Source organism: Bacteroides faecalis (assembly GCF_003865075.1).
Classification (GTDB): domain Bacteria; phylum Bacteroidota; class Bacteroidia; order Bacteroidales; family Bacteroidaceae; genus Bacteroides; species Bacteroides faecalis.
Genome location: NZ_BHWB01000002.1, coordinates 110883 through 123975 on the forward strand (window position 1 = coordinate 110883; position 13093 = coordinate 123975).

8 protein-coding genes are annotated in these 13093 nt (G+C 35.9%); all 8 read right to left on the reverse strand.

Features of this window, described 5'->3' with window-relative positions:
* Nucleotides 1-52: 52 nt before the first annotated feature.
* The 8 genes from EJF25_RS03250 to EJF25_RS03280 all read right to left on the reverse strand — a co-directional run bounded on the left by EJF25_RS03250 (nt 53) and on the right by EJF25_RS03280 (nt 11968).
* On the reverse strand, nt 53-3280 hold the full coding sequence (locus EJF25_RS03250) for an efflux RND transporter permease subunit (RefSeq protein ID WP_125040027.1): 3228 nt from the start codon (nt 3278-3280) through the stop codon (nt 53-55).
* Between the two features lie 10 nt (nt 3281-3290).
* Nucleotides 3291-4790: a TolC family protein gene (locus EJF25_RS03255; RefSeq protein WP_125040028.1), complete on the reverse strand. Its 1500-nt coding sequence runs from the start codon at nt 4788-4790 to the stop codon at nt 3291-3293.
* Nucleotides 4774-7866, reverse strand: a complete 3093-nt coding sequence (locus tag EJF25_RS03260) for an efflux RND transporter permease subunit (RefSeq protein ID WP_125040029.1) — start codon at nt 7864-7866, stop codon at nt 4774-4776. Before EJF25_RS03260 ends, EJF25_RS03255 begins: the two co-directional genes overlap by 17 nt.
* A gap of 33 nt (nt 7867-7899) precedes the next feature.
* Nucleotides 7900-9006 (reverse strand): efflux RND transporter periplasmic adaptor subunit, encoded by a 1107-nt coding sequence (locus tag EJF25_RS03265; RefSeq protein WP_125040357.1) that lies wholly within the window; start codon nt 9004-9006, stop codon nt 7900-7902.
* A 498-nt stretch (nt 9007-9504) separates the two neighbouring features.
* A complete protein-coding gene (locus EJF25_RS24805; protein WP_160119365.1) occupies nt 9505-9645 on the reverse strand; it encodes a hypothetical protein in 141 nt (46 codons plus the stop codon).
* Nucleotides 9646-9795: 150 nt separating this feature from the next.
* A complete protein-coding gene (locus tag EJF25_RS03270) occupies nt 9796-10248 on the reverse strand; it encodes a DUF1573 domain-containing protein (protein WP_160119366.1) in 453 nt (150 codons plus the stop codon).
* Between the two features lie 2 nt (nt 10249-10250).
* Nucleotides 10251-11372, reverse strand: coding sequence for a hypothetical protein (locus tag EJF25_RS03275; RefSeq protein WP_125040031.1), 1122 nt, complete (start codon nt 11370-11372; stop codon nt 10251-10253).
* A gap of 323 nt (nt 11373-11695) precedes the next feature.
* The gene (locus EJF25_RS03280; RefSeq protein WP_125040032.1) at nt 11696-11968 is read right to left on the reverse strand and encodes a hypothetical protein; all 273 of its coding nucleotides are present in this window, start codon (nt 11966-11968) and stop codon (nt 11696-11698) included.
* Between the last annotated feature and the right edge of the window lie 1125 nt (nt 11969-13093).

The following is a 13093-nucleotide window of genomic DNA, read 5'->3' on the forward strand; positions in this document are numbered from 1 at the left end:
GTTCATAACAGAATAAAAGATCTAAACCTTTACACACGTAACATTCTTAGCTTTAAATATCTTTCTTTTTTAATGTAAGCACTGGTAACAGGATGAAAACACCAACCATTGACATGATCAATCCCCCGATTGTTCCCGCTGCCAGCGGAAACCAGAATCCTTCTTTCTCAGTCCCTACCATAAAAGGTATAAACCCTAGAATAGTAGAAGTTACTGTCAGGAAAATAGGGATAATCTTAATATTCCAGGCCTTCACATACGCACGGAGTGAAGAAAGATGCGGGAAACGTCTGCGCAGTGCATTATACTCATTCAAAATATAGATACTTGCATTCACTGTAATACCGCAAAGCAATACAAATGAGGCAAAACCTCCCTGATCAAAATTCAACTTAAACCAATAAAAAGTGAGGAACACTCCTATATAAGAAACCGGAATCACAAAAATAATGGCTAGTGGTTGTTTCAATGAATTAAACAAAATACTGGTAATCATAAAAATAATGGCAACCACAATTAACAACAAGCGGTATTGCTTATTCACACCACTCGATCCCCAAGACCAATTCTGCCTTTCTGACTTAGCGGAATACCCCATAGGGAGAATTTCTTTAAATTCCTCCAAATCTTTATCTAATATTCTGTACCCTTGCTCAGAAGCGCCGATATATTCATATTGCAGACACAAACGGTATTGCTGATTTTCTTTAGCCACTTCTTGTGGCATCTGCCCTTTCTCAACCTTTGCCAATTCAGATAACTTATAATCTCGGCGCCCCGCATGAACCGGAAAATATTGCATCGCCCACACATCTCGCTCTTCTGACTGTCGGGAAGATAATTTAATCTTTTCTACTCCATCTTGTGTCAATACTGAGCCAATCTCCATATTACGACCGTAAAGAGGACGAATAGCAGCAAAAAGAGTCTGAGCATTTACCCCTTCTTCCGCCATTCTCTTTTTATCCAAGTCAAAATAAAATTCCTTATAATCATCTTTCCAATTAGAAAATGCGGAACTAATAGTTACTTCTTTGATGCGACGATGGGATAATAATTTCTCTTTCAACTTTTCTGCCCAAAAATAAAGTTCATCATAATTATAACCATACATTTTTACCCGGAAGGAACCGGCACTTTCGCGTACATCATTACTAAATCCTTGATCTTGAAGACCGTATACATCCCAACTACCACCTCCCAATTGCAATGCTTTACCGATTATATTCGCTTTCAATGTATAAGGAAAACCACTATACTGATGCTCCTTCGTAAAATTAACACTGATAGAAGCCCGGCGGGCACTTTGTACGGAGGTATGAAACTGCTTAATTTCACTAAAACCACTCAAATAAGCTTCCATACGCTTTATCAATGTATTCATCTGTTCCAATGTGCTTCCATTCGGTAAAGTTGCATTAGCATATAGCACCACCTCATCATTACGGGTAAAGTAACTACCTTCGTAAACTTTCTGAACAAATAGCCGTAAACTACCACCAAAGACCTTATCTACTATGGGTTTCACTTTCTCCTTATAAGTGGGTGTTCCTATAGTCCGATTATAAAAATCAGCCATCTTATCTTCACCTTTCATATGCTCGGGAAGCAAGAATACAGGAAATCCAAACGCAAACAAAAGCAGTAAACAAACTGCAACTCGCCAACGGCAAAGAATCCGTATCAGCCACATATAAAAATGAGAAAAATAAACAGGTATCCGTCTCATTATCCGCCTGATCCATCGAAACCAATTATGGTCCATTAATCTCTGCCATCTGACACCACTCTTTTTTCTTCTACCTTTTCTCTTCAGCCCAATCTTCTCTATCAAAGAAGGAACAAAGAATAAAGAGACCAATAAAGAGACTCCTAGATTAATAATAACTACTGCTGCAAAATCCTGCAAATTCAGACGTATTTTTTCATCAAGGAAAAATATAACTACCAAAGCCCCCATAGTAGTCAGCGTAGCAGCCAACACAGACAAGAAAGCTTTCAAGTTCCTGTGTCTTAGATAATGATCACTCATCACAATCGTATTGTCAATCACCAAGTTCAAAGAAATAGTGATACCTGCCAGGGAATAAAGTTGCATTTCCAATCCGAACAGATAATAGAAAATGATGGCGATTGCCATATTAATAGTCAAACTGACAACAATCAGAAACAAATATTTAGGTCGCCAAGTAATTAACAACACAAACAAGAGAAGAATAAGTACTGTCATTCCAGTACGCAAATAAATTTTGCTTAGTTCTTCCTTAATATATTCCGTTGCATTGTAACTCATGTGTATTTCATACCCGGCGGGAAGAAATTCATGAACTTCTTCCATCACGGCCTCTACCTGTTTACTCAATGCCAACTGGTTAGCTGTTTCTTCAGCCACCAATGATAAATAAATAGAATTCAGTCCGTTAATACGATAGTAACTTTGTGGTTCTTCTTCTTCACGCGTAACTTTTACCAGTTCATTCAAACCAATCATCTTACCATCTTTAATCACTATCGAAATATCTGAAGGATCAAAGATTCGGTTACTTTTTTCCGGGACCAATGCCAATCGAATCCATTCTTTCCCCCCATCGACTTGTTCCACATCCGAAGTCCCCATAAACTCCTTTCGATAATGCAGGCTGACAGCCTGTCTAATATCATCTACTGACACTCCCAAACTCCGTAATTGCTCACTATCATACTCCAACCTCCATTCCATAGGAGTAGCTCCGTTAAGATTCACTTTGTAAACACCGGCTATTTGGGCTAATCTCGGTTTTATATGTTCATCTGCATACTGCTGGATGAGAATTGGTGTAGAGGGCGCATTAATAGTAAAAGAGATAAAAGGTCCCTGACTTCTCTCTCCCACACCACTCATCTGAATAGTAGGATAGTTTACTTCTTTAGGTAATTCAGGCCAAGTCTGGCGAATAATAGTAGACGCTTCAAAACGCGCCATTTCTACATTGGTATGTTTATCCAGACTCACATTCACTCTTCCCCAGCCATTTCCAGAAGTAGAAGAGATGCTTCTTATCCCCCTCACCCGGGCAAGCATTGCCTCCAATTTACTGGTAGCTTCCATCTCCACTACACGCGAGGAAGCTCCGGACATATTGAACGATACGGAGAATCCCGGTGAAGTTCTTGAAGGATTCAGCTTCACCGGAAGCAACGGAATGAGTGTAAGCCCAACCAATGCCACACAAATAAAAGCAACAATCAGTGTAAAAGCAGAGACTTTCAGCCCACTATGTTTCTCCAGTAACTTCTTCATTCTTTATTATTTATTTAACTATGCTTCCTCCATTAAAATCAAATCGATCAGAGAGTGAGATCCCTGTAGCAAAGTCAAACAAAGTAAGTCGCCGAATCTTATAATAGTTCAGCCAATACTCCTGCAATGAAGAAATATAATTACGTTGTGCCTGTTGCTGACGATTTTGCGAAAGGGTCAGACTATTGATATCCGCCTTTCCAATAATAAAACGCTGCCGGGTCTGATCATACGCTAATATCGCCAAGTCTAACGCCTCTTCTGCACTAGCTATCAATTGTTTCTGAATATTAAAATCATTCACGGTCATAATAACCTCCTCTTCAATACTGATCTCATCCTGACGAGAAGATATTTTCACGACATTCAGGTTATTACGTGCCATATTAAATTTTCCTTTTCTCACTCCCCAATCAATCAAAGGAATAGAAACACTGACAGCCACCAGATCTTGTTGCATAGGTTTATGATATACATCACCAAAAGTTTCCGCTACTTGATTGAAACCAATACTTGCATTGACACTGGCATTAAAACGTGATTCCTTTTTAGTCTTATCCACACTCCTTTCCGCTTCCAGAATATTCTGTTTCAGTTCCAGCAGTTGCGGATTATTACTTCTTCCCCATTGCAACGCTAAATCCACAGGAATCTGCAAATCATTAAGATGGGATGGAAGTTCCAATTTGATCTGTGTATTTTTATCCAGATTCAAAAAAGAAGCCAATGAAAACATGGCACGTTTCAGGTCAATCGCTTTATTTTTCAATGAATTTTCCGCATTCACGCGATCCAACTTCAGAGTTAGCAGGTCAGCTTGAGAGATAGCTGCAATCTTATACCGCTGTTCACCAATACGATAAAGGGTATCACTGGAAGCCATATTTTCTTTTGCCAAGTCATACTCAGCTTGTGCCATAGCTAAAGAAAAGAAATAAGAGGTAGCTTTCTCAGATACTTTCTCCACATTATAGAGAAACTCTTTTTTCACACGTTCATATTTCAACGGTTCAATTTTACGTTCCCATTTAAAAGCATTATATCCCAGCAAGCTTTGTGAATATCCAATTCGGATAGGTACACTAGTGAATTGAGTGGTCTTGCTATCACCGAAGTTACGCATATATGTCAAGTTCGATTCCAGATAGAAAGTACCGCCCGTCAAATCAAAATTCTGCTTCACAGACAAACTACCGTAAGCATAATAAGATTGTTGGGTACGATATACGTCAAGATTGGATTGTGAATCATAACGTTTCGTTATATCCCGGTTATATTGAGCAGGAGTCAGATTCATTGTCAGACTCGGTAAACGGTTCGCTTGGTAAGTACGATATGCCCAATAACCGGAGAGATACATATTTTGGGTACGAAAAGCTTCCAGTGAGCTGTCATTTGCCAACTCAATCGTACGGCTAAGGTCTAGCACAACAGGTTGTTGAGCATACACGGTAACAAATGGAGTACAAAAAAAGACCGTAGCTATCAGGTAATCATATATTTTCTTCATGTTCAATCTTGTTTTTCCGATAAATAAACCAATAAAGCAAAGGAATAATAAACAGGCTCACAGCCGTTCCGATAGTCATTGTTCCAATCATGGCGATGGAAAGAGGTTTCTGTAATTCTGAACCCATGTCGAAAGAAAAGAGCAAAGGAACCATAGCAAAAATTGTAGTTAGTGAGGTCATAATGATTGGTCGCAAACGTCTGCGCCCTGCCTCGTGAATAGCTTCAATCAGCGGTACTCCCGCTTTACGCAATTCATTGATGGCATCTAGCTTCAGAATGGAGTCGTTAATTACAATACCACAAGTCACAATCAATCCAATAGCCGACATCAGGTTCAGTGTATGGCCACACAACCAAAGTAACAATAATGCGAAAGCGACATCGATAGGAATCTCAGCCAATACAAGCAATGGTTGTAAGAAACTCTCAAATTGAGCTGCCAAAATGAAATACATCAGCAAAAGTGAAATAAATAAAATCACTACAAGTTCATCCAACATTTTCTGATTAGAAAATATGCCACCGGAAAAACCTGTATCCCACTCACCACTCTTATCTGCCATTTCCTTAACCTCTTTCATAAAAGCCTTAACATCTCCTACCTTGTAAAAGTCAAAAGGAACATACTCTCCGTTACGACCGGAAGTAATCGTCTTTAAATCCTCAGATGGAGTCACGTTCACCAATTCCCACAAAGGAATATAGCTAGAGTATCCTTTCGAATCCGGTTGTGTTTGCACCAGAGTCCCATGCAAAACCTCGTTTACCGTTTTCTCTTCTCCGGCAATAGTAATCGGCAGATATTGCTGATAAGAATGTAACATATTGACACTATTTTCTCTGAAAGCAGTTTTCAAAACCCGGTAAAGTTCATTATATGACACTTTGTAGAGCAATATTTTTTCTTTATTGATTGTCAAATTCAACTGATTTTCGAAAGCGATACTAGTAGGTTCTACCCCTGTCTGCATTGTTAGATTCTTTTCCATCTTACGCAACGTCCCCGCTTCCGGAGCATGGTTCTTGTTACGAGCATAAAACTCTGCCACAATATCCGGTTCACCAGTGACAAACAACTTCTCGAAGACAGTCTCAGGTGGTGAAAAAGAGACTACCGCTAACGGATAATCTGATTTTATCTTTTGATACACTTCTTCTTGCAGAACAGTGATATCTTTTACACTTTTAGCTTTAAAATAGACTTCCGCTTCAGAAGAAGAAAGTTCTCTGTCACGCTTCAGAATAAAATCCTGCTGTCCGATGGAAGCTGTATGCTCAGTAGCTTTTCCCTCCACTGCACGAAACAAGACATCTACACGACGTTGATTTTCGTCTACATGTATATTCTCATTCCAATCGATACGGGCAATCAGTTCTGTCTGCTCGATCTCAGGCATTCGTTCTTTGTCAATAAAGAAAAAGAAGAAAATACAAAGAGGAATGGAAATAATACAGAATAGTACACTAAAGGTCTTATGAGCAAATACCCAATTCACACCAGCGTCATAAAAACGATCTAAAGTATGGTCTTTAATCAGGTTATTAAACTTAAAAGAAAACCATTTCCATTTTCGGGTATTAATACTGGTACGATAAACCAACATGTACAATACTGGGAGCAGCATGATTCCGGTAAAATATGAAACCATCAGACCAACAGTTACTGAGAAAGCCTGGTCGAAAAAGATAGCTCCGGCTATGCCACTCATAAAGATCAACGGTGCAAATACAGCAATAGTGGTCAGAGAAGAACTAAGCATCGGAGTCATCACTTCGCTAGTTCCGGTAATACAAGCACGACGTAATGAATACCCCTTTTCACGGTATTGAGAAATATTCTCCGTTACAATAATCGAACTGTCAATCATCATACCCAATGCCAAAATTAATCCGGCAAGAGATATAATATTGAGAGACATACCACAAAGGTAAAAAAACACAAAACTGATGACGATAGATACCACCATACTAATTCCAATAACCAAAGGAGATTTCACATCTCCCAGAAAAAGGATGGCAACAATACAAATAAATAAAAAACCTAAAGAAAGATTTTGTTGAAGATTGGAAATAGTATAATCCAGCAATTCCGTTTGATTACGGCTAATATTGAATTCTATATCCGGATACATTTTTTTAAAACTATTCATCGTTTTAACCAAAGCATCCTTCATCTGGTCCATATTCTCATCAGCCTGTTTAATAACAGCCAATGTCACCGCACGTTTTCCACCAGACAGTGAAAACCCCTTCTCTTTGACAGGAATAATATTGATGCGGCAAAAATCTTTCAGTTGGATAATCCGATCCCCTTTCTTCAGATAAATATTCTCCACATCTTCTGGAGTACGAAGCAACGTAGAGAATTTAATGTTATATTCATAATAACCATCACGTACCCTCATGCTACCCGGTTCCACATTATTTGAAGATAAAGCAGATTCAATATCTTCAATAGAAATATCCATGATAGCAAGTTTATCCCGATCAGGAACAATTTGTACCTGTTGTTCAAGCAATCCGGTCACATCGACCATAGCAACTTCGGGTAACTGTTCGATACGCCGTTTAATAACCGTCTCAGCAAATTCACACATCTGAAGAAAAGCCCTTTGGTCGGTCGGACTATAGGAATTGTCATTTTTCAGGGTAAGACTCAGATAGAAAACAGGAATATCCGTTGCACTGGCTTTCACTACTTTCGGCCGTTCCGCCTCTTTAGGAAGATAATTCATTGCAGCATCAATCTTTTCATTCACCTCAATAAAAGCAAGATCAGTATTAGTCCCATATTCATAGGACAAACGGATAATACCTGCACCATCTCGGGATTCACTACGGATATCCTTCAAAGAAGACACCTGAAGTAACTGTTGCCGTAATGGCTTGACTAAAGTGTTTTCCAACTCACGTGCCGAAGTATTGGAAGCTGAAACCTGCACGGTTATTTCCGGTATGGCTATATCCGGCAACAAGGATATGGGCAAAGTGGAATACGTCACACACCCGATAATAAAGCAAGCTGTAAAAGCCATCAATACGGCAATGGGACGCTGTATCAGAAATTTTATCATGTTCTCAATATTTGTCGTTCTCAGTCCGTCATCTTACCATATCACAGTCACCGGAGCTTCATGCGCCAGATTCAGATTTCCGGTTACAATAACTGTATCTCCTGCCAGCAATCCATCCGTCACTCCATTCTGCGACCGATCGGATACGATACATTCCGTTGCATTCTCCAATCCGGTGTTTACGTAATTCCATTTCGCTTGTCCTGACTCCAGAGTAAAAACGACTTGTCTGCCGGAACGTAATACAACCGCAGTTTTAGGGATTACCAATTGCTCGCCTAAAGAACGGTGAACACTTACACGAACATTCATGCCACTGAAAAGTTTACCTTGACTGTTTACACTTGCTTTCACCTTTACCATCCCATTGGCATCTACTAATGGATTAATTTCAGAAACACGACCTTCGAAAGCACTTCCTCCCGCATAGGGAGTAATCACTACCTTATCTCCTTTTTGAATCAAGGAAAGTTCACTTTCCAATACCGTAAATTCGACTTCCATTCCCTTAGTATCGATCAATGTACAAAATGCCTCCGAAGTATTCGCAAGATTAAAAGGTTTGGCAAACAAGTTAGCTATCATTCCATCAAACGGAGCCACTAATGTAGCATGTTCATTTTCTCTTTTAGCCAATGCATATTGAGATTTAGTTTGGTCATATCCACTCTTTACTTTAGCCAACTTCATTACATCTGCCGGAACCTTATCCAGTTCGTCCACATTATACCCTTGACCAATAAGAACATCTTTTAGCTCAAGTTCCGCTTTCATCAATGAATTTTCAGCCTGTGACAACTTATTTTCTAAACGAAACTTGTCCAGTTCCGCCAATTTCTGACCTTTCCGTACCCGATCTCCATTCTTCACATAAATATGTGCAATGACCTCATTACTTTCAAAGCGTAACTCCGCTTTATCTCGGGAGCTTACCTTACCATTACTTACAAGTTCATGATTAAAACCTTGCTTTTGGAGGATTTGTACAGTCACTTCACTTTGTGCATCGGAAAGTATAGTAGAAATGCCTTCTTCTTTTTTATTATCCTTATTCTCTGATGATTCTTTTTTATCGGAACATGCCGTAATTATGCTTAATGCAAGACAAAGCAGCACCCACTTACATTTGTGTTTTTCCATCATTATTTATTTTATTATATCATATATACTAAATTTCGACAATAAAGGTAAGAAAAATGTGAGTAAAACACTCAATTTTTGCTGACTATTTATGACCAATGTTGCTTTTGTTCTAAAATTGTCCATTTCATCGTTTTTATTATCTTTTCTTCAATTTCTCATTTTATCGAAAATCATATATAAATAAAACGGAGATCTCTTTTTCCATCCATTAATAACCCCAATATATAACTATCAAAAATAGAATACGAAGCCTATTATATTTTCTTCATTATCCGCTCCCTGCGTATTTAATCTATACTTCTTTGCGATAAATACCCAATAGATCGACTTCACAAAAACAAATTCTTTTGGTAACGTTCCCCAATAGTTAAAATTCAATTGTCTATATAGAATTTAGGATAAAATTAAGCCATTTTTTTATGTTATTCACTCTTTTATTTATCTTCTTTTCTGTAATTCTATAAATTCCTGATAAACTACCACACCTAAAATAGACTAAACTTCTTCTTCAAATTTATAGAAGGAAGCTATTTTTGTTTTATCAATTTTGCCTTCACTAAATAGTCTTCTTTCCATCAGAAAATAGCTTTCTAATGCTGCTCCATATAATATTTTTCCGTTTCCACTACAACCCATTTCATCTGCAATATATCCACTGTATTTCTATTCCGTATTTATTCACACCCTCCTAATGAATAGCAATCGGAATAAGATGTTGATATTATCAAAATTCTGTTCTAGCACTTACAATCAGTCCACTAGATCGAGTTCACTCCAAATATACAATTAAGACTCTATATCTGCCTTTAGCGTCACTTTATACATTTTCTCGGTAGTATTCATTTTAATTATAGTATGCAACTCTTGTTCTCCAAGCTTATCTTTTGTACTATAAATCAACACAAGTAATGTAGAATCACCCACAGATACAATATCATTTGATAAAAAGTAATCTGTACACGAACAATCAGGATTAATTCCCTCTATCTTAAGAGGATATTTTCCCACATTATATAATATAAATTTAGCTTTTAATACTGTATCAGCAGGAACAACTCCAAAATTCACAACTTTTCCAGAGAATTTAACTTGAGATATTGAATCAAATGTATGATTAAGTCCTACATCAATAGGTAGTATAGGTTTCTCCTTACTCGGTTTAGTTAATGCAAATAGAATACTAATTATTGAAATAAACATTATTAATAAATAGATAAAATATTCTTTTATTCTTCTCATATTCATAATCTAAAACGATATATAATTAACGAATCATCATTTTCATCTAATTTTGGCACTATATACGAATAATAATAAGGATCAATATACCCCATCACACGAAGATCTTTAGGAACTTCTATATCTCCAATTAATTTACCTTCATAATATATTTGAAGTCCATCATTCTCTCCTGTTTTTCGATAAGAGCGAAATAACGTCTGAGTCTCGTCTACAAACTCTAACCAATAATAATGCCCTTTGGTTTGTCTCTCTTTTCTATAATTACTCCGACATGTTTTATAATCATAAATAGATAAATAATCTAAATTCATTTCATTACCTTGAAAACCATAAGTGGCCAACGGATTATAATCAGAATCATAAACATATATTAAAGAATCCACTTCATAACTAACATAAAAATTACCTTGTTTATCAATATCAAAACGCGTTCCAAGAAAAACAACATGCTTATTCAGATCTTTTAAATAACTATTCGGATAACCACTAGCCAACAATCTCCCATCCATATTTTTTCTAAAATCAATTTCCCAAATATGGCGACAACTCTGTAAATATTGCTGGGTTTCCTCCAAGTAATTAAATTCTGGATGTTCAGAATATACATTCATATAAAAACAATCACCATAGCTACGGCAAACCATATCATTATATTGATTAGTATACGTCATTGACGATTCAACCAAATTAGGGCGTTTTTCTCGATTAACTAGAAATACTTTATCCAACATAAAGTTTGGATTAAATAAATGTACGTCCAAATTATACCCCATAAGTAATAATTCTCCCGTTGGTAAAAAACTTTGTGCAGCAATCCTACCAACTTGAGTTTCAGAAGGCCCACCTCCTAATCCTAAATGAGTACTTTTCAGATGACCACATGTATCAAAAAATGTTACAGTACAAAAGTGTTTATCAATAAAAACAATATCACCCGATGGAGAGATACATGATTCTCCAAAAGAAGATGTATTTATACTATCTAATAATAAAGTCTGGAGAACAAGATTATCATATTTCACATCTTTTACATTAAATACTTTTGCACAACTAAATGCATCTTGCCTTTTTCCACACCCTACTATAAGTAAAAAAGAAAAAAGAAAAATAATTAATTTCATAATAATATATTTTTAATAACAGGACTAGTATAAAGCTACCACTTCTAAAGTCGCTTCAAATAAACATATGTCAACTAAATATAAAATATTCTACTTATTCAATTACTCTATAAATTAATAATACGAATCAGTAGTGTATTCCACGACTGTATCATAAGTAATACAAACGCCCTTATCGTTTAATTACTAGCTGGATAATAAAACAAATATTCGATATCTACACCTAAAGTATTACTATATACAATAGAAAAATTTTATCGCACCATCTATTTATTTGTCAACTAGAAATCAATAACAACTACTAATTCGCATTAATAACTAGTTTAGTTACAGTTTCTATCGTATTCCCAACATTTAATATTTGTTCCTCCTGCGCACTTTGAGGAACCATTATTATTTGCTGCACAATTATTATCACTCGCTAAAGCACAATAACAAGTTATATGATCTCCTGTTTCATCATTAGCCAATGCATCTAATTGGTTTAAAACAACATCTCTAAAATCATCATTTTTAGATCCTTTCCAAACATTAATGCTAATAGAAACCAAAACACACAAAACTGTTAAAATCATTAAAACCTTATTCTTTTTCATATTTCTATTTAAAAATTATTTATTAAACTTTAAACATTCTGCATCTATCCTTTCAACAGAACCGCAAAATATATTTGCTACCATATTCAATATTACTATTTTTCCGCTATACCTCCTTTTTTACAGGGTTTAGGAGCAGATGATAAGCGGTTCAGCAAGATCAAACAGTCATCACCTTGCTCCTTTTTAACATAATTATAATTCTCTTTCAGCTTATACTAATACCATAATATTGGTTAATCATTAAACAAATAAGATAGTTTACCTCACATTAGACAAATAACCGTATTTCCTTGTGTTGAATATATTGGATTATTAAGAAACAATAATTTCCCAATACTAACATTCTTTCAATATAAGTGCTTATTCTACTTTCTCTGTAAGAGAATAAAAGAAACAACATAATATATATTCATCATTTGTTTCGTCACTGTCCTATATGTTTTTATTCTCTTCCTCTTCTTATAGATTCAGATTCTTATGATTTCTGTATCATTTCGTCGATAAAAGTAGGCGATAAATGCGGAATCGCAAAGGATTTTGGCTGACCATTTCGGACCAAAGGTGTTTTTTATAAAAATACCCCCTTGATGACTATTTATTTTATCAACATAAGACATAATAACATTTAGTCTCTTTACAATCAAACATCTTTTTATAGTTCTTCCACCGAATAAGGTTTCTTTATTTTTCTAGTTAATTAAATTATTATCAAAACCCAGTTAGCTTCACTCATCTATTTTATATTATCTAAAATTCCGTTCAACTTATAACGATAAAGCAACGTAATCTGATACTTAAAATTACCATCTATATCAAATATGCATAAGACATTTCCTTCTTCCGAACCATCATTACTCTTTAAACAGAAAAATAAGTTACTATAAGAAGCTATTCCTAAAAAACAACATTTCAAATTCGAATTACACAAACCTTGTTGGTCTTTGTTTGAGCTCACAATAAGTATAGAGGTACTATTTTATTTTCTTTAGTAAGACACAACAGTTCCAATCTATCCATATAATTATAAACCAATAAAATATGATCTTCTATTACATCAAATTCATAGTCAAATGTATATAGGACTTGCTCCCTCTGTTTAAAGACAACAGAAAGCAGCATCAT

What these genes read in the sequence shown, in the direction of transcription:
- EJF25_RS03255 (WP_125040028.1), bottom strand. Translation starts at nt 4,790, where the DNA reads ATGAAGAAAATATATGATTACCTGATAGCTACGGTCTTTTTTTGTACT.
- EJF25_RS03265 (WP_125040357.1), bottom strand. Translation starts at nt 9,006, where the DNA reads ATGGAAAAACACAAATGTAAGTGGGTGCTGCTTTGTCTTGCATTAAGC.
- EJF25_RS03250 (WP_125040027.1), bottom strand. Translation starts at nt 3,280, where the DNA reads ATGAAGAAGTTACTGGAGAAACATAGTGGGCTGAAAGTCTCTGCTTTT.
- EJF25_RS03260 (WP_125040029.1), bottom strand. Translation starts at nt 7,866, where the DNA reads ATGATAAAATTTCTGATACAGCGTCCCATTGCCGTATTGATGGCTTTT.
- EJF25_RS03280 (WP_125040032.1), bottom strand. Translation starts at nt 11,968, where the DNA reads ATGAAAAAGAATAAGGTTTTAATGATTTTAACAGTTTTGTGTGTTTTG.
- EJF25_RS03275 (WP_125040031.1), bottom strand. Translation starts at nt 11,372, where the DNA reads ATGAAATTAATTATTTTTCTTTTTTCTTTTTTACTTATAGTAGGGTGT.
- EJF25_RS03270 (WP_160119366.1), bottom strand. Translation starts at nt 10,248, where the DNA reads ATGAGAAGAATAAAAGAATATTTTATCTATTTATTAATAATGTTTATT.
- EJF25_RS24805 (WP_160119365.1), bottom strand. Translation starts at nt 9,645, where the DNA reads ATGGGTTGTAGTGGAAACGGAAAAATATTATATGGAGCAGCATTAGAA.